Below are 25,230 nucleotides of genomic sequence, written 5' to 3' on the forward strand. Positions count from 1 at the left end.
TAGTTGCAAAGATACTGAATGTTTGCCGTTTAGACTTTAGCGTTATCAACTTTTTTTGTTAATTTTGCATCAAAAACATACAATATGATTCTCATTGCAGATAGTGGAAGTACGAAGACCGACTGGATTTTGTCTCAGGACTCAGAGGTTTCAGAAGGAAAAGACAGGTTTTATCAGTTTAAGACACAGGGTATAAATCCTTTCCATCAGACGGAAGAGCAGATTCAGAATATTCTGATGAACGAGCTGATGCCAGAATTAAGATTTATCTTTAATTCGCTGGATTTGCCTTCAGACAGTTCCTCGATGACGGAAACTATCGAGTTTCTGGCATTTTATGGGGCAGGCTGCAATGATGCAACTGTGTCGAAAATGCAGAAAATATTTGTCAGACTGTTGCCGAAAACAAAGTTGGAAGTTGCAGGAGATTTATTGGGTGCGGCACGTGCGTTGCTTGAAGACGAAGCAGGTGTTGCAACGATTCTCGGCACAGGCTCGAACAGTTGTTTCTATGATGGGAGAACCATCGTGAGCAACGTGCCTCCGCTCGGATATATTCTTGGAGACGAGGGGAGTGGGGCGTCGCTCGGAAAACTGTTTATGAATGGTATTTTCAAGGGCAGTCTTTCAAAAGAAATCCGTGAGGAATATTTGGAAAGTCAGCGTCTGACCTACAATGATGTCATAGAGAGGGTGTATCGCCAGCCATTGGCAAACCGTTTTCTTGCCTCTTCTGCAAAATTCATTTTACAGCATATTGACGAACCCGGAATGAAGGAGTTGGTAATGTTGAATTTCGACAACTTTTTCAAGTATAATATTTCCCATTATGATGGTTTGGGCAAACGAGCGATTTCATCGGTTGGAAGTATTGCATTCTATTTTAAGGACTATTTTGTTGAAGTGGCGAACGCAAATAACTATAAAGTTGATAAGATATTCTGTTCGCCTATTGAAAGAATGTTGGATTATCATAAGAAAGCAAGACGATAGAGTCTTGCTTTCTTTATTTCACAGAGGTAGTTTTCTCCAGAGATAATTTGGTATGAGTTTCCAAAATGATGTGATGATGCGCCACCTCCAGTCGATGATGATGGTGTGCCTTTGAGCTTTCAAGGCGTTTACTATCTTGTCAGCAACTGCCGACGACTTCATCAGCATTGGAAAACGGGTTCCGTTGAGCAATTCGGTATCAACGAATCCGGGTTTTATGTCGGTAAGGATAATATTCAGTTTTTTCTTTCTCGCCATCTGTTCCAATGCCTGAAAGTAAGTGTTTTGTAATGCTTTTGTTGCGGAATAGGCCGGGGCAGGGCCGAGCCCTTTCGTTCCTGCAATCGAAGAGACGCAAGCAATATGCCCTTGTTTCCGTGCTTCAAAATATCGGAATGCGTGCCCGATTATCCGAGTGAACGCCATTGCGTTTGTCTGTATCGTTTTCAATTCTTTCTCTTCCTCGAGATTTGGATTTTGCCAACCGATTCCCACTGAATAGAAAAATAAATCCATTCCGCCCATTTGGCGTATTAAATTATCAAGATTTTGGATAGCATCGTTTGCATTAACATCTATTTCTTGTACGAAGACGTTATTTGGCGCAAGTTCTTTTATCTCATTTAGCTTGTCTGTTCGTCTTGCGCCAATGCCGATTTTCCATCCTTCCTTGAGAAGAAGGAGGGCGACTTCTCTTCCGATTCCTGATGAAGCCCCGAGAATAATACATCGTTTCATAATTTTTATTGTTCTTATTTGCTGTCAAAAATAATAAATTAAATATTAATATGGTAGGTTATGTGTTTTAAATCTTATGGAAATGAGCGATTTTTAGCTTATTTGTTGCCCCAATAGCTATTCTACATAGATACAAGGTCAGAAGAATGTTGTCAGCATTGTAAAGTCGAGTTGGCAAAAAGCGATATTTTTTGTTTTTTTCTTTGCATCGTTAATAAATATTTTTGTAACTTTGCAGTTGTTTTAAAACAATCTTATACATTAACAATTGCAGAATCAAATTATAGCTATATAAAGTTTTATGTATTACACACTTTTAATCACCGTTTTTATAACGGCTGCCTTCTTGGTCGTGGCTGCTTATGTCGTGGCAAAGTTGATTGGTCCCCGTTCATATAATCCGGTTAAGGGTGAGCCATACGAATGTGGTATTCCGACTTACGGGCAGTCTTGGCTTCCTGTACACGTTGGTTACTATCTGTTCGCCATCCTTTTCCTGATGTTCGACGTGGAAACAGTCTTCCTTTACCCTTGGGCAGTTGCTGTAAAAGCAATGGGTCCGATGGCACTTGCCACGATTGGATTCTTTATGTTGGTATTGGTTTTTGGCCTTGCTTACGCTTGGCGGAAAGGAGCGCTTGAATGGAAATGAGAAAGCCGAAGATTAAGGCTATGCCTTATGACGAGTGGAAAGACAACGATACGCTCGAGAAAATGGCTAATGACCTTAACGATGGGGGTACAAACCTTGTTTTGGGAAATTTGGACCAACTGATAAACTGGGGACGCAGCAATTCTCTATGGTCGCTTACCTTTGCAACTTCCTGCTGTGGTATTGAGTTTATGGCTGTGGGTTGTGCGCGTTACGACTTCTCCCGTTTCGGATTTGAGGTTACTCGTAACTCTCCACGTCAGGCAGACCTTATTATGTGTGCCGGTACCATTACCAACAAGATGGCTCCTGCGTTGAAGCGTTTGTATGACCAGATGGCTGAACCTAAGTATGTGATCGCTGTTGGTGGCTGCGCTATCTCTGGTGGTCCTTTCAAGGACAGTTACCACGTTATGCGTGGTATCGACGAGATTATCCCCGTGGATGTTTATATCCCGGGATGTCCTCCGCGTCCTGAAGCAATTATGTATGGAATGATGCAGTTGCAGCGTAAGGTAAAAATCGAGAAATTCTTTGGTGGTGCCAACAAGAAGCAAAATGAAGAGGAAAGATTGCTCGGCAAGAGTAATTCTGCTATCATCTTTGAAGAAAAGCTCGGCATCAGTGCAGAAGAAATCAAGAACAAGCGCGAAGCTGAGTACGCGGCATCGAAGAAACCTGCCGAAAAGCCTGCAAGACCTGCTCGTCCGGCTGCAGCCGTTGCATCAAAAGCAGAGGCTGCCGCGGCTGAAACGCCAAAGGACGATGCCGTAAAGGTGGCAGAAGTGTCAAAGAAGGCTGATACTATCATAGTAGACAAGCCTGTTACAAAAGAAGATGTAGAAAAATTAGGTAAGGAATTGGATCAGTTGAGTGCAGAAACTGCAAACAACCCTGCCGAAACCGACAACACTACTAATTAATAAGGTACGGAAAAATGAAATTAGAAAACAAAGAATTTGGTTTTGATCGTTTTGCCGACGAAATGGCAAAACTCAAGAATAATCAGCATTTCGACTACCTTGTAACTGTTGTTGGAGAAGACTTCGGTGGCGAAGAAGGTCTCGGCTGTATCTATATTCTTGAAAATACTCAAACGCACGAACGCTGTTCGGTAAAGCAGCTTGCAAAACAGGTGGGCGAGGAATATGTTATTCCTTCTGTCTATAACCTCTGGGCAGATGCTGACTTGTTGGAACGCGAAGTCTATGACTTCTATGGAATCAAGTTCCTCGGTCATCCGGATATGCGCCGTCTCTATTTGAGAAACGACTTTGTGGGTTATCCGCTTCGTAAGGATTACGATATGGATCCTGCAAAGAATATGTACACCACGGAAGATGACATCGAAGTAGACACTACTTCGGAATGGAATCTCGGTGCTGACGGTAAATTGGTTGAAACGACACACAGACTCTTTACCGAGGATGACTTCGTTGTGAACATTGGTCCTCAGCACCCGTCTACTCACGGTGTGTTGCGTTTGCAGACTGTGCTCGATGGAGAGAAGGTAAAGAAGATTTATCCTCATCTTGGCTATATCCATCGTGGTATTGAAAAGATGTGTGAATCTTATACATATCCTCAGACCTTGGCTCTGACAGACCGTATGAACTATCTGTCGGCAATGATGCACCGTCACGCTTTGGTCGGTGTGATAGAAGAGGCTATGGGTATTGAACTGTCAGAGCGCATTCTCTACATCCGTACGATTATGGATGAGTTGCAGCGCATTGACAATCACTTGCTTTACACTTCTTGTTGTGCTCAGGACTTGGGTGCGCTTACGGGTATGCTTTATGGTATGCGCGACCGTGAGCACGTCCTGAACGTAATGGAGGAAACAACAGGTGGCCGTTTGATTCAGAACTATTATAGAATAGGTGGCTTGCAGGATGATATCGATCCGAACTTTGTTGCAAATACAAAGGCACTTTGCAAGTATCTTCGTCCAATGATTCAGGAATATCTTGATGTCTTTGGCGATAACGTCATTACGCATCAGCGTTTTGAGAATATTGGTACGATGAATGAGAAGGATTGCATCAGCTATGGTGTTACTGGTCCTGCCGGTCGTGCGAGTGGTTGGAGAAACGACGTGAGAAAGTATCATCCTTATGCCGTATATGATAAGGTGAACTTTGAAGAGGTAGTTATGACAAACGGCGATTCAATGGACCGCTACTATTGCCATATCAAGGAAATGTATCAGAGTCTTGATATCATCGAGCAGCTTATCGACAATATTCCTGAAGGAGAGTTCTACATTAAGCAGAAACCAATTATCAAGGTTCCTGAAGGGCAGTGGTATTTCTCTGTTGAAGGAGCAAGTGGCGAGTTTGGTGCTTATCTTGATTCACGTGGCGACAAGAGTGCATATCGCTTGAAGTTCCGTCCAATGGGATTGACCCTTGTTGGGGCTATGGACAAGATGCTTCAGGGTCTGAAGGTTGCCGACTTGGTTACGGTAGGTGCTGCGCTCGACTTCGTTATCCCTGATATCGACCGTTAAGTGAGTAATGATCATAGTAATGAATTAAGAAAAATCATATACATGTTCGATTTTAGTATTATAGCGAATTGGTTCGATAGCCTTCTTAGGACTACCTTGGGATTAGGCGATTTCTGGACTATTCTTATCGAGTGTGTGTTAGTGGGCTTGGCGATAATCATTGGTTATGCCGTTCTTGCTATCATACTCATTTTTATGGAACGTAAGGTTTGCGCTTATTTCCAGTGTCGTATCGGTCCGGTACGTGTTGGATGGTGGGGTACCTTGCAGGTTTTTGCCGATGTGCTCAAGATGTTGATTAAGGAAATCTTTGTAGTTGATAAGGCTGATAAATTGCTTTACTACTTAGCTCCGTTCCTCGTTATTGCAGCGTCAATCGGTACTTTCTCATTCCTTCCTTGGAACAAAGGTGCTGAGGTGTTGGACTTCAATGTGGGTGTCTTCCTTGTAACGGCAATTAGTTCTATTGGTGTTCTTGGCGTTTTCATCGCAGGTTGGGCAAGTAACAACAAGTATTCGGTACTTTCTGCTATGCGTGCAGCCGTTCAGATGATTTCATACGAACTTTCATTGGGTATCTGTTTGATTTCTGCTGTTATCCTTACGGGTACGATGCAGATATCAGGTATTGTGGAATCACAGACAGGTCCGTGGCAATGGCTGATTTTCCAAGGTCATATTCCTGCTATCCTTGCCTTCTTGGTGTTCTTGATTGCAGGTAATGCCGAGGCTAACCGTGGTCCTTTCGACTTGGCAGAAGCTGAGAGTGAATTGACTGCAGGCTACCATACAGAGTATAGCGGTATGGGATTTGGATTCTACTATTTGGCTGAATACCTGAACCTCTTTGTTATATCCGGTCTTGCAACGACAATCTTCTTGGGAGGTTGGGCACCTATTAATATAGGTATAGAAGGATTTGATACTTTGATGAACTACATTCCCGGTATTGTATGGTTCTTGGGCAAGGCCTTCGTGGTAGTATTCCTCCTTATGTGGATTCGTTGGACGTTCCCGCGTCTGCGTGTAGACCAGATATTGAAACTCGAGTGGAAGTATCTTATGCCATTGAGTCTTGTTATCTTGGTGTTGATGACTGTCTGTGTGGCTTTCGGCTGGACATTCACAGCATAATAAGAGGTAGTTATAAAGTGGAATTTAAGAATTTATAATTCTAATGGAAAATAAACAATCATATTTCGGTGAGATTGGGGCTGCTTTCAAAACCTTGACGACTGGACTGAAAACTACGATGAAGGAGTATTTCACGCCAAAGTCAACAGAGCAATACCCAGAGAACCGTAAAACAACGCTTCATATAGCCAAACGCCATCGTGGCCGTCTTGTCTTTAAGCGTGATGAAAGCGAAAACTATAAGTGTGTCGCTTGCTTGATGTGTGAAAAGGCTTGTCCTAATGGAACAATCCGGATATCAAGTGAAATGCAGACAGACCCGGAGACAGGTAGGAAGAAGCGTCAGTTGCTCGACTATCAGTATGATTTGGGCGATTGTATGTTCTGCAATCTCTGTGTGAATGCTTGTAATTTCGATGCAATTGAATTTACAAACGACTTCGAGAATGCTGTTTTCGACCGTTCACAACTTGTAATCCATCTTAATGAAGAAGTTTATAAAGGTGGTTCTTTGCCAAACGTCATTGACGGTGGTGCTGAGTGGCAGGTTGGAACGTTTAACACTAAAACCAAATAAGGAGATAAAGTATGGCTAAGTTAATTGTATTCGCAATTTTGGCTGCTGTAATACTCGGTTCTGCCGTATTCTGCGTGTCAACAAAGCGTATTATGCGAGCTGCAACGGCATTGCTGTTTGTGCTCTTTGGCGTAGCAGGTCTTTATTTCCTGCTCGATTATACATTCCTTGGTGCTGCACAAATCAGTATCTATGCAGGTGGTATTACGGTAATGTATATCTTCGCTATCCAGTTGGTTAGCAAGAGAACGCTTCAAGGTTTATCCGAACGCTGGCTTGGAAAGAGAAGTCTTTTTGCCGGCATTATTGCGCTGATAGGTGCAGTTACAGTTGTAGGAGTATCCTTGAAGAACAAGATTCTTTCTGAAGTTATTTCAAAAAGTACCGTTGCCGACACTGAGGTTTCAATGGAAGTTGTCGGTAAGAATCTGATGAGTGCCGATAAGTTCGGTTATGTTTTGCCTTTCGAGTTTATCTCAGTATTCTTGTTGGCTTGTATCATCGGTGGTTTGGTAATTCTCAATATTCGTAAAAAAGAGGAGGTAGAAAAATGATACCAGTAGAATATTTTTTCGTCCTTAGTGGATTGTTATTCTTTATTGGAGTCTTTGGTTTTGTAACCCGTCGCAATCTCGTTGCGATGCTTATCTCCGTAGAGTTGGTTTTAAATAGCGTGGATCTCAATTTTGCGGCATTCAATCGTCTGCTTTATCCCGAAGGATATGAAGGTATGTTCTTCACTATCTTCTCCATCGGCGTAAGTGCTGCCGAATCTGCCGTTGCTCTTGCTATTATTATTAATGTTTACCGTCATCTCCACAGCGATCAGGTGAACAGTATTGAAAATATGAAATTATAAGGAAAGAACTATGTTTGATTACGCATTTTTGATACTTCTTCTCCCATTCCTGAGCGCAATCGTTTTAGGATTGTTTGGAATGAAGATGCCGAGACCGGTAGCAGGTATCATTGGTACTTGTATGTTGGGTACTCTATTCGTACTGAGCCTTTATACAGCTTACAACTATTTCTTCTATACAGGCGAATACGTTGCCGGAGGCGAAATATTCAATGTTGTGAATGGGCGTTTGAATGGTGGCGAAGGAGTTTTTCCAACCGTTACAGTCTTCAACATTACTTGGTTGAGATTTTCAGAGTTTCTGACGTTTAACATTGGTTTCCGCCTGAGTCCTATCAGCGTGATGATGCTTGTAGTTATCACTACTGTGAGTTTTATGGTTCATATCTATTCATTCGGCTATATGGCCGAACGTGATAAGGACTATAAGTTCGAGGAATATGAACACGGATTCCAACGCTTCTATGCATACCTTTCATTGTTTACAATGTCAATGTTGGGTCTTGTAGTTGCAACAAACGTTTTCCAGATGTATCTTTTCTGGGAATTGGTGGGTGTTTGCTCTTATTTGCTTATTGGATTCTATTATCCAAAGCATACTGCTGTTCACGCAAGTAAGAAGGCATTTATCGTAACACGTTTTGCCGACTTGTTCTTCTTAATCGGTATCTTGTTCTTCAGCTTCTACGTGGGTACTTTCAACTACGACCTTTCGGCCGATGCAAGCCTTGCCGGAAAGCTGACAGCCGTTGCTGCAAATCCTGAAACAGCTTGGGCTATCCCGACGGCACTCTTCCTGATGTTTATAGGTGGTGCAGGTAAGTCTGCAATGTTCCCGCTTCACATCTGGTTGCCGGATGCTATGGAAGGTCCAACACCTGTTTCTGCTTTGATTCACGCAGCAACGATGGTTGTTGCTGGTGTCTTCCAAGTTGCAAGTATGTTCCCGATCTACATTAAGTTTGGTGCTGTCGAACAGCTCCACTGGATTGCTTACATTGCAGCATTCACAGCTTTCTATGCGGCGGCAGTAGCTTGTGCGCAGCGCGATATAAAGCGAGGATTGGCATTCTCTACAATTTCGCAGATTGCCTATATGCTTGTTGCATTGGGCGTTTGCTATGCACTGAACAATGAAGAAGGTGGACTCGGCTATATGGCGGCAATGTTCCACTTGTTCACACACGCTATGTTCAAGGCACTCCTTTTCCTTTGCTCCGGTGCTATCATCGTTATTATCGGCAGCAATTTTAAGGAATATATGGGAGGCTTGCACAAGTATATGCCTATCACTAACGCTTGCTTCCTCATCGGGTGTATTGCTATTGCCGGTGTATGGCCGTTTGCGGGCTTCTTCTCTAAGGACGAAATCGTTGCAGCCTGCTTCCAGTTCTCTCCGGCTTTGGGTTGGTTTATGACTCTGGTGTCAGGTATGACAGCATTCTATATGTTCCGTCTGTACTACGTCATCTTCTGGGGTAAGTCTTATTATGAGGAAGATCCTGAGAACCGTCGTAAGCCACAGGAAGTTCCTTTCGTTATGTGGGGACCATTGGTGTTCCTTGCCATTATTTCAATCTTCGCAGGTTGGATTCCATTCGGGCATTTTGTTTCTGCAACTGGCGAGGCACAGGAAATACATTTGCAGCATTTCCATTTCTCAAGTGTTGCTTGGTTCAGCCTTTTGGCGGCAGCAATCGGTATTGGTCTTGCTACTTGGATGTATAAGTCTAAGGAAAATCCGGTAGCAGATATGCTTGCAAAGAAGATGCCAGGACTCCACAAGGCAGCTCTCAACAGATTCTATATAGACAATGCTTGGCAATTCTTCACACATAAGATTGTCTTCAAGTTCTTCTCAATTCCTATTGCTTGGTTCGACCGTCAGGTTATTGATGGCACTTTCAATTTCCTTGCTTGGGGTACAAATGAGGCAGGAGAAAGCATCCGTCCTTGGCAGAGCGGCGATGTTCGCCATTATGCAATATGGTTCATTACAGGAACTGTAGCTTTAACATTAGTAATACTTTGCTTGATTTAAAGAGATGAGTTGGATATTAACAATATTTGTAATAATCCCCGTATTGATGCTCTTAGGCCTTTGGGTTGCTAAGAATGACAATCAAGTACGCGGCGTGATGGTAACAGGTGCCACAATGTTATTGATAGGTGCTGTTTGGCTTACCGTCTATTTTGTCCAGCAGCGCAATGCTGGCAATGATGCTGAGATGTTATTGGCTCAGTCCGTAATGTGGTTCGAACCGATGAATATCAAGTTTGCTGTCGGAGTGGATGGAATCTCTGTTGTGATGATTTTGCTTTCTGCGATTATCGTTTTCACAGGCACATTCGCAAGCTGGCAGCTCGAACCTATGAAGAAGGAATACTTCCTTTGGTTTGTATTGCTTTCTTCCGGAGTATTCGGCTTCTTCATTTCAACGGATATGTTCACAATGTTTATGTTCTATGAGGTAGCCTTGATTCCTATGTACCTTCTTATTGGTGTATGGGGCACGGGTGCGAAGGAATACTCAGCTATGAAACTTACCCTTATGCTGATGGGTGGTTCAGGTTTGCTGATCTTTGGTATTCTAGGCATCTACTACTTCAGCGGAGCGCAGACAATGGATGTTATCGAGTTGGCGAAGCTGCACGCAATGCCGAAGGAAATTCAGAACATATTCTTCCCATTCGTGTTTGTTGGTTTCGGTATTCTTGGCGCATTGTTCCCATTCCATACTTGGTCGCCCGATGGTCACGCTTCTGCACCAACGGCAGTTTCTATGCTCCACGCAGGTGTGTTGATGAAGTTGGGAGGTTACGGCTGTCTCCGTATCGCAATGTTTATGATGCCCGATGCGCTTGAGCTTTGGGCACCGGTATTCCTTGTGCTTACAACGATTTCTGTTGTTTACGGTGCGCTTTCAGCCTGCGTGCAGACCGACTTGAAGTATATCAATGCCTATTCTTCTGTATCACACTGTGGTATGGTGCTCTTCGCATTGGTTATGACAACGCAGACTGCCATCACAGGTGCTATCCTCCAGATGCTTTCTCACGGTTTGATGACGGCACTCTTCTTTGCTTGTATCGGTATGATTTATCATCGTGCAGGAACTCGCGACGTCCGCTATCTCGGTGGTTTGATGAAGGTTATTCCGTTCCTCGCCGTTTCTTATGTTGTGGCAGGTTTGGCCAACCTCGGTCTTCCGGGTTTCTCTGGTTTCATAGCTGAAATGACCATCTTTGTAGGTTCGTTCCAGAATGCAGGTACTTTCCATCGTGTTTGTACCATCGTAGCCTGTACGTCTATCGTGGTAACTGCTGTATATATCCTTCGTGTGGTAGGCAAGATTCTTTTCCAGACCATTCCTAATCAGAAGTTCTATGAACTCCACGATGCAACTTGGGACGAGCGTTTCTCCATCGGCGCACTCATCTTCTGTGTTGCCGGTCTCGGACTTTGTCCTTTGTTCTTCCAGGATATAATTATTGATGCAGTAGATCCTATCATCAAGCACATCAATGTATTTGTTCCAAATTTGGGTAATCTTTAATAAACTGGCGAAATGAATTATAGTGATTTCTTTAAAATGATTCCAGAGGCAAGTCTCATTGCCGTTCTGATAATCTTGTTCGTTGCTGATTTCGTATCAGCAAATAAGGAAGTGCGCAAGTGGTTCAATCCTCTGGCCAGTGTATTGATGCTTGCAAACACCATCGTCTGTCTTCTCAGTATGGATGCGCAGACGGCGTTTGGTGGAATGTACGTTACTTCTTATGCAGTCAATGTAATGAAGGCAATCCTTTCCTTCGGTACTTTCATCGTAGTTTTGCAGAGCCGAGTATGGGCTGTGAAGAGTGAGAAGGAAGGCGAGTTCTATATGCTCATCGTCTCAACGCTCTTGGGTATGATGATGATGATGAGTTCAGGCAACTTCCTGATGTTCTTCCTCGGTCTTGAAATGGCGTCTGTGCCATTGGCTTGTGCTGTGGCTTTCGATAAGTATCGCAACAACTCCGCAGAGGCCGCTGCTAAGTTCATCATCACGGCCACATTCTCCAGTGGCGTAATGCTCTATGGTATCAGCTTCATCTATGCAGCTTACGGCACATTCTATTTCGATGATATCGCCGCAAAGTTGCAGGCAACGCCGCTCACGGTTATGGGTTTGGTGTTTTTCTTCAGTGGTCTTGGCTTCAAGATTTCCTTGGTTCCGTTCCACTTCTGGACAGCCGACACCTATCAGGGTGCGCCAACTACGGTAACCGGCTACCTCAGCGTAATCTCAAAAGGTGCTGCCGCTTTCACTTTGCTGAGCATTCTCTTCAATGTCTTCGGCCGTATGATAGAGCAATGGCAGGTGCTGATGATGATAGTCATTGCACTTTCCATTACCATTGCCAACCTCTTCGCAGTTCGTCAGGGCGAGTTGAAGCGGTTTATGGCATTCAGTTCCATCTCACAGGCAGGCTACATAATGTTGGCAGCTCTGGGCGGCAACTGGACGGTTTCAGTATCATCATTGAGCTACTATGTGCTTATCTATATCGTGGCGAATATGTCGGTGTTTACCATTATTTCTGTTGTTGAGCAGAACAACGGGGGCAAGACAAATATCTCGGACTATGATGGCTTCTACAAGACGAATCCCCGTCTTTCCTTCCTGATGACCCTTGCTATGTTCTCATTGGGTGGTATTCCTCCGTTCGCGGGTATGTTCTCTAAATTCTTTGTCTTTATGGCAGCTGTGAAGGGAGCGGACATTACCACCACTCACGGAGCGTGGATCTATGCTGTCCTTTTCGTGGCATTGATCAATACTGTAGTTTCACTTTACTACTACTTGAAGATAGTGAAGGCTATGTATATCAACCATTGTGACAAACCATTGCCAGCATTCAAGTCCGACAGCAACACTAAGTTTGCTTTGGCAATCTGTACTACTGGTATCGTTCTCTTTGGTGTGTGCAGCTGCATCTATACTTGGATTGCCGGAGCGTAGTCAGCAGAGCATTAGAGAATATCCTGATATCAAAATGCCCATTGGAAACTCCAATGGGCATTTTCTGTTTTATTTCTTAGACGATTTCAGGCTTATGTGTGGGAAACTTGTATTTGCATATATTAACGTGAGTTCGACGAATTCAGAACAAAGCAAGCTGTGTGTCCAATGTCCTTTGTACATTGATGCACGGCTTCTTTGGAAACAGGCAATAGGCCGCAATGCCCCCCAATAAATTGACGATGAAATTGTCAAAGGACCGATGCCTGGAGTGCTCTACCTGTGCAATGTTCTTGAGCTCATCATTCACCGTTTCTATGATGGCCCTCTTTCTGAGCAGCAGTTTATCCGAAACACTCATCAATGCTCCTTTCATGTTGCTTTTCAATTTGGTAATAAGCTGTATGCCATCAACGAAAAGCCTTTGGAAGAGCCCCTTGCTGATATACCCCTTGCCACCGACCAACTTACCATGTATAAACTCTACAAAGGCTTTGTATTCCAAAGGCTTACGGTCATCAATGTCACCTGGTGTAATCATGAAGTTGAGAAGTTCTCCTCTCTCGTTGCAGATTAAATGCAACTTGAATCCGAAGAACCAGCCCATGGAGCATTTCCCTCTTTGGGCAATGCCCTTGAAAACCTTATGAATGTGTATTATCTGGTTTCGGCAGACGCGAAGAGGCGTGCTGTCAACAAAACTGATGCCTGTGCATTTTCCCAACAGGACCTTTTTGATAAACAAAGCCAATGGGATGGCGACTTCCCTTTCCAATTCTGTGAAACGGTTGTACGAAACTACCTCGGGAAATAGATGACGTAAATGCTTGCACACCTTCTCAAGATAGAAATGCTTCAGGCAGTGATAGCCCGAATCGTGAAAGAGTATCATAATCAGCATGATTTCAGCCTTGGACATCGTGGAATCACGGTGATATTTTCTCTTATTGACGGGTTTTAGCGTATATTTTGTCATCATTGCATCAAAAACTTGCAAAAGTCATCAATAACACAGAAAATTTCAATAACTTTGTCTTCGGTGAACATAGCGATTTTTGTTTGTAATTCTTTGTATTTTAACACTATAAAGTTACAACAAATTTCGCTAATTACCAAATTTACAAAGACTTATAATTCGTCGAACTCACGTTAAATAAATTAATCAAAATTATATTTTTCAGAAAAAATTATTATCTTTGCAGCCATAAGTTATGAATTAAATTTTAAGAGCCGGAAACGATAGTTGAAAATCTATCTAAACTATGATGAAAAATATGAAATTTAAGTTTTTATTTGCTTTGCTGATGCTGTTTAATCTAACAGCTTTGGCACAGATGCCTGTACATTTCAGTGTTAAACAAAACCAAGTATCCCCAACCGAGGTTGATGTAATCTTTACTGCTAAGATTGATGCCGGTTGGCACGTATACTCTCCAAACTTAGGAGCAGATGGTCCTACTGAGGCGAAGGTTTTTACAGAAAAATCTGAAGGAGCGCAAGCAGTTGGAAAGCTAATTGCAAAGGGTTCTGAAAAGAACGTGTTCGACAATGCTTTTCAGATGAAGCTAAGGTATTACGAGAACAATGTTACTTTTGTTCAGAAATATAAAATTACAGGTAAGACGTATAATATTTCCGGTTATTTGGAATATGGTGCCTGCAATGATGAAATGTGTATGCCACCGGGCAGTGTAGAGTTTAACTACAAGGGTAATGGTCCTGCTGACGCTCCACAACCGGTTGCCGATGCAGAAAAAAAAGTGAAGAAGCTGAAGCCGACGGTTTAGCTGCTTTGACAGATTCTGCATCTTCAGCTGTTCCCGGCGACACAACGCTTTCTGATTCAGCAGCAGTTGCCAGCGCGTCATCACCCGATGTTAATTCCAACGATCTTTGGAAACCTGTAATCAATGAGCTGAAAGCATTCAGCAATGGACAGAATACAGAAAGCCGTTCGCTGATTTACATCTTCCTGATGGGCGTTGTTGGTGGACTTGTGGCATTGCTCACACCTTGTGTATGGCCTATCATTCCTATGACTGTCAGCTTCTTCCTGAAGCGTGCAAAGGACGACAAGAAGAAAGGTATCCGTGATGCCATCACTTACGGAATCTCTATCATCGTTATCTATATGGGACTTGCGGCGATTATTACTGCCATATTTGGTCCTCAAAAGCTGAATGAGTTGGCAACGAATGCCCCATTCAATATCTTCTTCTTCCTTTTATTGGTAGTGTTCGCATTGAGTTTCTTCGGATGGTTCGAGCTTAGTTTGCCATCATCTTGGGGAAATGCGGTCGATAATAAAGCTGCCTCAACCACAGGTTTGCTTTCTATCTTCCTGATGGCATTTACCTTGTCATTGGTAAGTTTCTCTTGCACGGCTCCGGTAGTTGGACTCTTGCTCGTGCAGGCAGCAACCAGTGGTGACTGGGTGGCACCAACGGTGGGAATGTTTGGCTTTGCGTTGGCATTGGCACTCCCATTCTCATTGTTTGCAATGTTCCCAACTTGGTTGAAGCAGGCACCTAAGTCAGGTGCGTGGATGAATATGATTAAGGTTGTATTGGGTTTCATCGAATTGGCATTCGCATTGAAATTCTTCTCTGTTGCCGACTTGGCTTACGGATGGCATTTGCTCGATAGAGAAACATTCCTCGCATTGTGGATAGTAATCTTCGGTCTGTTGGGGTTGTATCTCATTGGAAGGCTCAAATTCCCACACGACGATCCATCACAGACGGCAATGCCTGTACCTGCCATTATGCTTGGTATGATTTCATTGGCATTCACAGTTTATATGATTCCGGGACTTTGGGGTGCACCATTGAAAGCCATCAGCGCATTTGCTCCACCTATCAATACTCAGGATTTCAATCTGCATCATCAGGAAGTAGAAGCGAAATACACTGATTATGAAACAGGTATGCGGGCAGCTGCACAAGCAGGCAAGCCAGTTTTGTTGGACTTCACTGGTTTTGGTTGTGTAAACTGTCGCAAGATGGAAGGTTCTGTTTGGACGGATGCGAAGGTTGCGGAGAAGTTGAACAAGGATTATATCCTGATTTCGCTCTATGTGGACGACAAGACTCCGTTGAAGGAGCAGGTTAAGGTAAAGGATGTAAACGGCAATCCACGTACGTTGAGAACAGTTGGCGATAAATGGAGCTACTTGCAGCAGACTAAGTTCGGCTATCTGGCACAGCCATTCTACGTTACGGTAGACAATGCCGGCAATCCTTTGAGTGGTAGCTTCACGTATAAGGAAGACATACCTGCTTATCTTGACTTCCTTGACAAGGGATTGGAAAACTACAAGAAGTAATTTCAAAACCTGATATATGAATAAATCGGCGATTCTTACAATTAAGAATCGCCGATTGTTATTGTTTGATATCGAATCAGTCTTTGGCGGAAAAACAAGATGGAAGGTGCTCATTATCTTAATTAACAACTCCGTAAATTCCTGGTATTATGTAGAAATCTCCTTGATTGAGTTGTACAAAAATACGTTTTTCAAAGCGTCCTTTTCTATTTGTTGGGTCAAACACAACATACAATTCTATTGAGCTTTTAGGACCTATTATGTGTGAATTAACCTTAGCATTTATGCAACTACATCCAACCCTTATCCCATTGATAACAATGGTGTCATTACTTGAATTAAAAATATTAAAAATATGACCAATCTTACCCTGTTTTTCATAAATTTCTCCTACATTGAACAATGCAGAATCTATAATCAAAAAATCTGCATATTGCATATTTGCTCTACTTTTTTGACTGCTATTATCAACATTATTGCTCCATATAGAATATATGGATAATATAATGATAAATAATAATAAAATGAATGTCTTGGGGCGCATATTTTAGTTATAAAATCCCCCTCAGATAAAAAACAGGGTATATAAGAATATTTATCTGAAGGGGATATTGTTAATAATAATTTATGATGGTATAGGGTATTTGGTAGGAATTAGCTACAATAAAACTCAGTAGAAATATCGTGTCTATTATTTGATGTCGTCGAACCTTATAGGTTTTACACAAAATGATAATTTCAGCTATAAGGCATATTGTATTGATCAATAAACCTATACTTAATGCAATCCTACTGAAGCGAATCCCGATAGAAATAATCAAGCAACCCAGCATATTACAATAAGTTATATCGTCTTCAAATTCTTTCATTTACCATTCATACATTTACCAAATTCATAGACGGAATATGCAATCGTAATCCAAGCTCCTGCTCGTCTAAGAACAGCTTTTACTATCATTTTTGTTGCTACGGCTTTTGTTAATTGAACTGTACCACCTATATAATTTTTGATAGCAATAAAATCACCAAACCCAAACGCTTCTTTGACGCAATCCCATATAGATGCAGTTTGAGCTTGCGACATTTGCCGTTCATTTATTAATGGATCCTCTATTAATGAATGTGTAATAAATGCAATGGAAGCAAGTTGTTCAGGAGTCAGTTCCTTAAAATCTTTAATTTCTTCTTCTGTCAAATCTATTTTACCAGAATTAGACAAAAGTATCATATCATTAACTATCATCTTTCCACTTGGCACAAGTGGAGACAAAATAGCTTCAGCATCTTCATTTGAAATATTATTTTTTGAACGTGTCGTTAGCTCATTGTTAAAAAGCTCTGCAATTTTAGTTGAAACTTGCCTATAAGTTGCTTCATCTACGTAGGTAGATGCCGTAGTAGACTCTTTGGCTTTAAAATCATCATCATTGTTACAACCTGTAAAAGATAATAAACCTAGTAATAAAAATAAGAAATTACGACCTTGTTTTTTTGAAAATTGTTTCATAGTTTTAATTATTTAATTTTAAAAAAATCCTCATATAAATTAGGATAAATAATTGTTATCTTTTTATGACTTCAAAGATAATATATACTTTTGATATACTATATCTATAAATAGTTTTTATTTTTAAAAAAACAACTCTTTATAGGTGTTTTTAAGATTTGTTGGATTCTAATTGATTATTCTTATTTCTTAACTCGGAATTAACATTATAACTTTACTTTCAATAAATCCTACTTAAATAAATTTTCGTTATAAAGCATATTGCATTAATCAATAAACCTAGACTTAATACAATCCTACTGAAGCGAAGTCCGATAGAACTAACCAAGCAACCCAGCATATTGCAATAAGTTATATCGTCTTCAAATTCTTCACGCATCATTTTTATGTATACAAGTCTTTTTCAACAGGCATATCGGGAGATTCTGTATGTGTGCAAGGTATAAGTATGGTTCTATCTCTGATGGGTGAAACTGAACTAAACGTATGTTTCCAAGAATTTAATAGTACCCGAAACTTTCACTTGATTCATCTTTGCAGGGAGAAGTATTGTTTCTCCTGCCTGAAAAGAAAGTTCATTTCCGGTTTCATCCTCAACCGTTCCCACTCCTCCGAGACCGATTAAGACGACAAAGGAGTCCAATTCTGTATAATCCAGAATCATAGGTTTGTTGATGTCATAAACAGATGTGGTAAAATAAGGGCATTCAATAAGTTCTACTCCTTCATTCTTTACAGGCGTATAATGGGTTTTATAATCTTCCTGTACCGTATAATCAATACATTCGGCAGCTTCTTTCGTATGAAGTTCTCTGTAATTTCCGTCTTTGTCCTTGCGTTTGAAATCATAAATTCTATACGTTACATCACTGGTTTGCTGAATTTCAGCCAAGAAACAGCCTGCACCGATAGAATGGATTCGTCCTGATGGCAAATAGAATACATCGCCTTCTTTCACTTTATATTCAGCCAAAGCCTCTGTAATGGTGTCATTCTCCACCATCATTGTGTATTCTTCAGGTGTAAGTTGCTTACGTAAACCACTATGAAGAACGGCGCATTCATCGCTCTTCATAATATACCACATCTCAGTTTTCCCTCTTTCAAAACCTTTAGCCTTGGCCTTTTCGTCATCGGGATGCACCTGAATGGACAACTGCTGTTTTGCATCAATGAATTTTATCAACAGAGGAAATTCATTTCCAAAACATTCATAGTTGTTTTTTCCGAGCAAATCGCTTTTCAGCAAAGCTGCAAGCTCGGTTATTGTCATACCTTTATATTTGCCATTGGCTACAATGCTTTCGTGGTTCTTCACGGCAGAAATCTCCCAACTCTCGCCAACTTTTGTGAGCGATTCATTCAAATGCTTGAAAGGGATAATCTTTTCGCCACCCCAAAGCACTTGCTTTAAAATCGGGTTGAACTTTAACATTTCCATATGTGTCTGATAGTATGAAACTAACTTGTAAGATTATAATTAACCAAGGCTGCTATTTTTTATACTTTGCAATTCTTTTTCGCTTATCTGCTTATCAATATTTTGCTTTTTGCGTATTTTTAGAAGCTGCCTTTATTGGGCATTTAATCAGTATTTTTATAGAAAGAAGCAATCTCTTTCATTGTTACTAATTGTGCAAAGGTAATAAAATATACTTCATCATCTTTATTTTTGTGCGTTTTTATTGCATACTGACCAAATATCTTTCAACCATTTGATAGTTTTACACCAAAAAATCCATTTTTATTTATTAACTTTGTAGCCAAATGCTGTTTTAGGATATGTGAAGAATACATTTTTTCAAAACTTAAAAGGCACGCATTCATAAAAATATTGATCAACGAAAGTAAAATATCGGACAACGAAAGTAAATGGATTTTTCAGAGGTTATCGGACAAGAAGAAACCAAGCAGCGACTGATGCGGCTGGTTCAGGAAGAGCGTGTGCCTCACGCTTTGCTCTTCTGTGGTCCTGTGGGCAGCGGTAAGATGGCTCTTGCAATGGCTTTTGCAAGCTATCTTCTCACGTCCTCATCAGCCAATGAAGAAAGTTCCAAGGCTATGCTCAGAAAATGGGAACATCCTGACCTCCACTTCACTTATCCTACTGTTAAACTCGCTGGTATGAGTGCCGAACATCAGCCGGTAAGCAGTGATTTTGCAAAAGAATGGCGACAGCTTTTGCAGCAGGGGGCTTACTTTACTGCAAAGCAATGGATGGAAGCGATGGGTGCCACTACGCAGCAAGCTATCATAACTGGTGCTGAAAGCGATGAAATCGCTCGCAAGTTGGCACTGAAATCAAGCCAAGGAGGGTATAAGGTTTCTATCATCTGGCTTCCGGAACGTATGAACCTTACTTCGGCCAATAAACTTCTGAAGTTACTGGAAGAACCCACGAAAGGGACAATCTTCCTGATGGTGAGCGAAGAACCCGAGAAGTTGCTCGAAACTATTATCAGCCGGACACAACGGATTGATGTGAAACTGATTTCAAATGATGCCATTGAGGCTGCACTCATTGCTCAGCGGGGAATAGAACCTGAAATGGCACACAGAATTGCTCGCTTGGCGCACGGAAGCTGGCAGACAGCTTTGGAATCATTAAACTCTGAAAATGAAGGCAGAGAACTCTTGGCTATGTTCCAGAAACTGATGCGTCTGTGTTATATGCGTGATGTCAAGGGACTGAAGATGTGGAGTGAAGTTGTTGCAACTTTCGGAAGGGAGAAGCAAAGACGAATGCTCGTTTACTTCCAAAAGCAAGTTCGCGAGAATTTTATGTTCAATTTCCAGAATCCCGACCTCGTTTATATGTCATTGGAGGAAGAAAACTTTGCGAAAGCCTTTTCACGCTATATCAATGAAGCCAACGTTATCGAAATAAACGAACTGTTCGGGCTTTGTCATCGCGACATCGGGCAGAACGCCAACGCCAAAGTAGTTTTCTACGATATGGCACTCAAAATGATAGTCCTTTTATTAAGGAAATAATATATTTATGTATCAAAAATTATATATACAACCTAAGCGCGACGGAGTCAGCGACTTTAGAGCTTAGGTTTCCACACATTAACAATGGATTATAAAGATATGAAATTCAAAATATGGACCGGCTGCGACCGCGGCCTGTGCCATAAAGCCTGTGGAAGACAGGATAAACAACTCAATACTTACGACTGGCTGGAGGATGTTCCGGGGAATACGGACACGACAGACCTTGTTGAAGTGCAATTCAAGAATACCCGAAAAGGATATTATCATAATGTCAATAATCTTGAGTTGAACAAAGGCGACATCGTTGCCGTTGAAGCAAATCCGGGACACGACATCGGAGTGGTTACGCTGACGGGAAGACTCGTCAAGTTACAGATGAAGAAGAACGGTGCCGTGAAATCTCCCGATGATATCAAACGGGTTTACAGGCACGCAAAGGAAATTGACTTGCAGAAATACGAGGAAGCAAAGGCCCGCGAACACGCCACAATGATTGAAAGCCGACAGATTGCCAAAAGGCTTGGCCTTCAGATGAAGATAGGCGACGTTGAATACCAAGGCGACGGCAACAAGGCTATCTTTTATTATATTGCTGATGAACGTGTAGACTTCCGTCAGCTCATTAAAGATCTCGCCGCCGCTTTCCACGTAAGAATTGAAATGAAACAGATAGGTGCGCGACAGGAAGCGGGGCGTATTGGCGGAACTGGTCCTTGCGGACGCGAACTCTGTTGCACCACGTGGATGAAAAACTTCTCGAGCGTCTCCACTACGGCTGCAAGATTTCAGGACATATCGCTCAATCCAACCAAATTGGCAGGTATGTGTGCGAAACTGAAATGCTGTCTCAACTACGAAGTTGATGATTATGTAGAGTCAAGCAGAAAACTTCCAAGCAAGGAGATTCATCTTCAGACGATGGATGCAGAATATTATCTGTTCAAGACAGACATTCTCAACGGCAAATGCACCTATTCCACAGACAAGAGACTTGCGGTGAATCTTGAAACGATTTCTGCTGAACGTGCAAAGGAAATAATCGAGATGAACAGAAACGGAGAAAGGCCATTGTCGTTGCTCAATAATGGTAAGGCAAAGCCTGACAAAAAGCCTATCGACTTGCTGGCAGGTGCCGACATCAGCCGTTTTGACAAGGATAAGACTGGCAGAAAGGGCAATAACCGTAGCAACAACCGAAACGGAAATCAGCGCAGAAACGGCAATCAAGACCAGCAGCGGAGAAACGAAGACAGAAGGCAAAACCCAAGAAATCACGGTCAGGAACAGCGAAACTCAAGACCACAACGCAATGGGCGACAGAACAATTACCGTGGCAACCGGCAAGGTGAGCAAGGAAATCAGCCTCCAAAACCAGTAAACAACAATCAGAATGAAGATTAGGGTAAACACCTTATACATACTCTCAGTGCTTATGGCTTTGGTCATAAGCACTTCTTCGTGTGATAATCCTAAAAAATACGACCACTATGAAGCCATCCCTCTTTCCGGATGGGCAAGAAACGATACGACTAAGTTCGAGATTCCCAGACAAAAGTCAGGCAACTACATTCTGGATCTGGGCATAAGGGCTTCACGAGACTATCCTTACAGGAATATCAGTCTGCTGTTGGAAAGTACCATCTACCCTAAAGACAAGAAGGACGAAAACAAAACTTTCTCGGACACAGTTGTGTGTAAGGTTATTGGTAATGATGGGGAACTATTAGGCAAAGATGGTATCAGCAGCACTGAAATCCTTCGATACGTAACTACCATTTCTCTGAAAGATTCCGATTCCATACATATCGACGTACGTCATATAATGAGCCAAGAAAAACTACTGGGCATCAGTGATATTGGAATAAGATTAACCAAAGACTAATGAACATTTGGGCTGAATCCAATTGGATTCAGCCCAAATGTTTATATATAATTGTTGTTGTCATAAGATTGTTTTATATCAAAGCATTAACGTATAAATAATCGTCCCTTAAAAAGAATCTTTCAGCGAAGAGTTCTTAAAACTCAGGCGTAATGGACATTTACATTACGCCGGCTATACTGTTTTCCTGTCGGAGCTTGGGAAAAGAAAGCAAAGGAGTTGGGAGAAAGCCTGTGAGAGGGTGGGAGGCAAGAGGACAGTCCGACGGACAAAATGCTCACAAGCCCTGCGTTCTCGGGGCTGCATCATTTCTTCCCTTGTATTCCGATTGTATTTCCTACGTACTTTTATTTGTCGCTATACCGTTCCGAGAATAGTTTCATAGCTATGAAACTATTGTCTCATAATTATGAAACAGTTGTCTCATGAAGATTCCAAATCGAAGTGCAAAAAAGAGTAGCCCTCGCCGAGAGATGCAGACGTTCTCGAAGCGTAGCGAGAGGTTGTCTGCATCTCTCGCCGAGGAAAAAGCAACAACCGGCAATACAAATTAAAAAAGGGAGACCGAAGTCTCCCCAGGATTAACTAACTTTGTATTGTTTATGTACCATCAATTAATCTCGGAGCAAAGGTCGCAAATTTTCGCCTTACTTCAAAAGAAAACCGCAAGAAAAGAAATTGCCGCCATCGTCGGCATCAGTCAGGCAACACTCTCACGTGAAATCAAACGCAACAGCACGCCCTCGGGAAAGTATATCTGGACGAAGGCGCACGACATGGCCATGGAGCGCAGGAGGCGAACGGTGAGCAACTCCAGGCTCTCCGACGAATTGGTCTGGAGAATCAAGGAATATATCGTTAATGACCAATGGTCTCCAAGACAAATATCAGGGTATCTGCGTGTGAATGAGGGGATAAAGGTGTCCCATCAGTCCATCTACAACATCATCCACAATGACCCTACAGGGAAACTTGCCGGGCACACAAGACATCAGATGAAATACAGGCATCACCCCAAGGGTGGGCATCTTCCTGTCAAGGACAGGGTGAGCATCCATGAGAGAAGCAAGGAAGTGGACGGGAAGAGATTTGGAGACTTTGAGATGGACCTGATCGTCGACCCTGCCCAAAGGGCCATACTCACACTGGTGGAGAAATCCACCAATATGTTGCTTATGCAGAAACTGCCATTTGGGAAGCAGTCGAAACCTCTGGCAAAAGCAGTCAGGAGACTGCTGCTGCCATACAAGGACAGACTGAAGACCATTACCACTGACAACGGACCTGAGTTTGCCGCACATAAGGATATCACGAAATGGTTGGGCGTGCCTGTGTACTTTGCAGATCCATATTGTCCATGGCAAAAGGGAGCCATTGAGAATACAAACAAGTTAATCAGACAATATATACCTAAAAAGGATTCCTTTGAGAACTATACGAACAAGAGGATTATGGCCATACAGAAGAAATTGAATGAAAGACCAAGGGAAAAACTAAACTTTTCCACACCAAAGTGCGAGTTCTTCAAACATGTGTTGTAATTTTGCACTTGCTGGTTGACTCTACACTCAAAGCTATGAAACAACTGTCTCATAGCTTTGAGATAATTCTCGGAACGGTGTATAAATAAATGCAGATACGAATCTTAGTTCGTGATAAACCTGATGAAGAAACATAAGATTGTGCTGAAAAGTAATGAATCTTCTTTTGTTTTAATCTCTCACAGAGAGCGCAGAATCACAGATATCATCCCTTAAAAGAAATGCTCTTGAATTATAAACGTATTGGATAAGTTACAACAAGCTCTGTAAGGTCTGCTTTAGTTTTGTGAGCCTTGACATTAATACCGATTTTCAATCCTTTCAGAGCAGGGAAAGAGTAATGTATGCCGATTCGTTCATAATAAGGAGTTTCGTTGTGTCGAGCATTGTCGCCCATCTGTCTGTGAAGATAGAAGCCGAAAGCCATTGCAAGGGACAGGTTATGATAGAAGACTTCGTGCTTGCCTGCAATACCTAATGACCAAGGGCTATGCTTCATATCTGCTCCCTTGGCAGTATCAATTTCCTTGATACGGTTGGAATAGGTGCCATAGAACCAGTCTATGCCGATCCCCGATGCCCAACGACGCGCATAGCGACACATAAGGTCGGCCTGAATGGAGTAGGCCATATAGAACTTGAAATGTTCGGTGCGATAGTTCGGGTCTGTTGATGGCGTACCGAATTGTGTGAGAAGCCAGTCTTCCAACAGGGTTTTTCCTCCGACGCCTGCTGCAACGTTCATATACCAGTACTTCCTGAACGGTGCAGGCTGAAATGCGTTCTTTTTTTCTACCGTTTCTTCGTAGTAAGGATAATACACTAAACCCAATGATGGTCCGAGCGTATTTGAGCCCTTGTTCGGGCGATACAATGCGCCATTGCTGTGATGCACAAATTCTAGACCTGCCTTCACTCCCCAATTACGGGAGAATCTGTATGTCTGATGGATTCCGGCAGCGAAATAAATGAGGAATGGCGTGCCTATAAGCTCGTTGTCGATATTGTTTTCTTTATTATATCGTTTCCTGTTATAGCCGAATCCTGCACTTAGGGAATAGCTTGTCTCCCAGTGCTTGCTGCGATGGAGGGTGCGATAGAATGTTCCGTAGAGGGATAAGGTATTTCCCAGTCGGGAATCATAGCTCACCTCCTGTGCCATTCCCCAGTCCGGATCTGGAAATCGGTGCATTCTTACGGCACCATTCATTGTATATCGAAGTCCGATTGACAGGGTGGGATATCCGAAATCTTTTGCAAAATCATCACTGTCAGAGGGTAGGGCAGAGTATCGGAGTTCGGCTGCTACGGAGCCGTTCGTTCCTTTCTGCACCCATTTTTTCTCGTATTTATCCAATGAAATAATGCTGCTGGGCGAACCGGTAACGGAGAGTCCCCAGTGTTTTGTGGAGTCTGCTTCTGATGCCATTGCATTCAATGTGGATGTGAGTATCAGTAAGAGTGTAAGAATTTTCTTCATATCAAGTAATTTGTGGTTATTTGAGTT

Annotated in this window: 20 protein-coding genes and 2 pseudogenes; 16 read left to right on the forward strand and 6 right to left on the reverse strand. The window is 42.2% G+C overall.

The features are described 5' to 3' along the window. The first annotated feature begins 84 nt into the window (after nt 1-84). Nucleotides 85-993, forward strand: coding sequence for an ATPase (locus tag P150_RS0110920; RefSeq protein WP_028897711.1), 909 nt, complete (start codon nt 85-87; stop codon nt 991-993). A gap of 18 nt (nt 994-1,011) precedes the next feature. Here the strand turns inward: P150_RS0110920 and P150_RS0110925 are convergent, their stop codons facing one another. Continuing rightward, on the reverse strand, nt 1,012-1,731 hold the full coding sequence (locus tag P150_RS0110925; RefSeq protein WP_028897712.1) for an SDR family oxidoreductase: 720 nt from the start codon (nt 1,729-1,731) through the stop codon (nt 1,012-1,014). Nucleotides 1,732-2,032: 301 nt separating this feature from the next. Here P150_RS0110925 and P150_RS0110930 point away from each other — a divergent pair, with 301 nt between their 5' ends. Genes P150_RS0110930 through P150_RS0110975 form a run of 10 tightly spaced genes read left to right on the forward strand, consistent with a single transcriptional unit; the run spans nt 2,033 to nt 12,471 of the window. Continuing rightward, entirely contained in the window at nt 2,033-2,383 is a 351-nt protein-coding gene (locus P150_RS0110930; protein ID WP_028897713.1) for an NADH-quinone oxidoreductase subunit A, read from the forward strand. Continuing rightward, a complete protein-coding gene (locus tag P150_RS0110935; protein ID WP_028897714.1) occupies nt 2,374-3,306 on the forward strand; it encodes an NADH-quinone oxidoreductase subunit B in 933 nt (310 codons plus the stop codon). Before P150_RS0110930 ends, P150_RS0110935 begins: the two co-directional genes overlap by 10 nt. A gap of 14 nt (nt 3,307-3,320) precedes the next feature. Next, nucleotides 3,321-4,895 carry an NADH-quinone oxidoreductase subunit C gene (locus P150_RS0110940; protein ID WP_028897715.1) on the forward strand — a complete coding sequence of 525 codons (1,575 nt, stop codon included), beginning with the start codon at nt 3,321-3,323 and terminating at the stop codon, nt 4,893-4,895. Between the two features lie 42 nt (nt 4,896-4,937). Further along, complete coding sequence (nuoH, locus tag P150_RS0110945; protein ID WP_028897716.1) at nt 4,938-6,029, forward strand: NADH-quinone oxidoreductase subunit NuoH; 1,092 nt, start codon at nt 4,938-4,940, stop codon at nt 6,027-6,029. 43 nt (nt 6,030-6,072) lie between these two features. Then, a complete protein-coding gene (locus tag P150_RS0110950) occupies nt 6,073-6,606 on the forward strand; it encodes a 4Fe-4S dicluster domain-containing protein (RefSeq protein ID WP_028897717.1) in 534 nt (177 codons plus the stop codon). Between the two features lie 11 nt (nt 6,607-6,617). Continuing rightward, complete coding sequence (locus P150_RS0110955; protein ID WP_028897718.1) at nt 6,618-7,160, forward strand: NADH-quinone oxidoreductase subunit J; 543 nt, start codon at nt 6,618-6,620, stop codon at nt 7,158-7,160. Beyond that, nucleotides 7,157-7,465 carry an NADH-quinone oxidoreductase subunit NuoK gene (nuoK, locus tag P150_RS0110960; RefSeq protein ID WP_004358046.1) on the forward strand — a complete coding sequence of 103 codons (309 nt, stop codon included), beginning with the start codon at nt 7,157-7,159 and terminating at the stop codon, nt 7,463-7,465. Before P150_RS0110955 ends, nuoK begins: the two co-directional genes overlap by 4 nt. Before the next feature lie 10 nt (nt 7,466-7,475). Beyond that, nucleotides 7,476-9,506: an NADH-quinone oxidoreductase subunit L gene (nuoL, locus tag P150_RS0110965; protein ID WP_028897719.1), complete on the forward strand. Its 2,031-nt coding sequence runs from the start codon at nt 7,476-7,478 to the stop codon at nt 9,504-9,506. Between the two features lie 4 nt (nt 9,507-9,510). Then, nucleotides 9,511-11,022 carry a NuoM family protein gene (locus tag P150_RS0110970; RefSeq protein ID WP_028897720.1) on the forward strand — a complete coding sequence of 504 codons (1,512 nt, stop codon included), beginning with the start codon at nt 9,511-9,513 and terminating at the stop codon, nt 11,020-11,022. Between the two features lie 12 nt (nt 11,023-11,034). Then, nucleotides 11,035-12,471, forward strand: coding sequence for an NADH-quinone oxidoreductase subunit N (locus tag P150_RS0110975; protein ID WP_028897721.1), 1,437 nt, complete (start codon nt 11,035-11,037; stop codon nt 12,469-12,471). A gap of 142 nt (nt 12,472-12,613) precedes the next feature. Here the strand turns inward: P150_RS0110975 and P150_RS0110980 are convergent. Further along, nucleotides 12,614-13,518, reverse strand: a pseudogene (locus P150_RS0110980) (IS982 family transposase). 227 nt (nt 13,519-13,745) lie between these two features. Here P150_RS0110980 and P150_RS16440 point away from each other — a divergent pair. Beyond that, a pseudogene (locus P150_RS16440) lies at nt 13,746-15,796 on the forward strand (cytochrome c biogenesis protein CcdA). 118 nt (nt 15,797-15,914) lie between these two features. Here P150_RS16440 and P150_RS0110995 read toward each other — a convergent pair. From P150_RS0110995 to P150_RS0111005, 3 genes are all read right to left on the reverse strand, one after another. Next, complete coding sequence (locus P150_RS0110995; protein WP_028897723.1) at nt 15,915-16,340, reverse strand: DUF1573 domain-containing protein; 426 nt, start codon at nt 16,338-16,340, stop codon at nt 15,915-15,917. 321 nt (nt 16,341-16,661) lie between these two features. Continuing rightward, nucleotides 16,662-17,303 (reverse strand): hypothetical protein, encoded by a 642-nt coding sequence (locus P150_RS0111000; RefSeq protein WP_028897724.1) that lies wholly within the window; start codon nt 17,301-17,303, stop codon nt 16,662-16,664. A 478-nt stretch (nt 17,304-17,781) separates the two neighbouring features. Next, nucleotides 17,782-18,744 (reverse strand): type I phosphomannose isomerase catalytic subunit, encoded by a 963-nt coding sequence (locus tag P150_RS0111005; protein ID WP_028897725.1) that lies wholly within the window; start codon nt 18,742-18,744, stop codon nt 17,782-17,784. Between the two features lie 431 nt (nt 18,745-19,175). On the opposite strand from P150_RS0111005, the gene P150_RS0111010 reads away from it, so the two are divergent. The 4 genes from P150_RS0111010 to P150_RS0111025 all read left to right on the forward strand — a co-directional run bounded on the left by P150_RS0111010 (nt 19,176) and on the right by P150_RS0111025 (nt 23,723). After that, nucleotides 19,176-20,297: a DNA polymerase III subunit delta gene (locus P150_RS0111010; RefSeq protein ID WP_028897726.1), complete on the forward strand. Its 1,122-nt coding sequence runs from the start codon at nt 19,176-19,178 to the stop codon at nt 20,295-20,297. Between the two features lie 84 nt (nt 20,298-20,381). Beyond that, nucleotides 20,382-21,701, forward strand: a complete 1,320-nt coding sequence (gene ricT, locus P150_RS0111015; RefSeq protein WP_028897727.1) for a regulatory iron-sulfur-containing complex subunit RicT — start codon at nt 20,382-20,384, stop codon at nt 21,699-21,701. Beyond that, nucleotides 21,691-22,182: a gliding motility lipoprotein GldH gene (locus P150_RS0111020; protein ID WP_028897728.1), complete on the forward strand. Its 492-nt coding sequence runs from the start codon at nt 21,691-21,693 to the stop codon at nt 22,180-22,182. The genes ricT and P150_RS0111020 overlap by 11 nt, the downstream gene beginning before the upstream one ends. 602 nt (nt 22,183-22,784) lie before the next feature. Then, a complete protein-coding gene (locus P150_RS0111025) occupies nt 22,785-23,723 on the forward strand; it encodes an IS30 family transposase (RefSeq protein WP_028896942.1) in 939 nt (312 codons plus the stop codon). Nucleotides 23,724-23,955: 232 nt separating this feature from the next. On the opposite strand, the gene P150_RS0111030 is transcribed toward P150_RS0111025, so the two are convergent. Then, complete coding sequence (locus P150_RS0111030) at nt 23,956-25,203, reverse strand: acyloxyacyl hydrolase (protein ID WP_028897729.1); 1,248 nt, start codon at nt 25,201-25,203, stop codon at nt 23,956-23,958. Nucleotides 25,204-25,230: the final 27 nt, after the last annotated feature.

Origin of the sequence: Prevotella sp. HUN102, assembly GCF_000688375.1 — a bacterium.
Taxonomy (GTDB): Bacteria; Bacteroidota; Bacteroidia; order Bacteroidales; family Bacteroidaceae; genus Prevotella.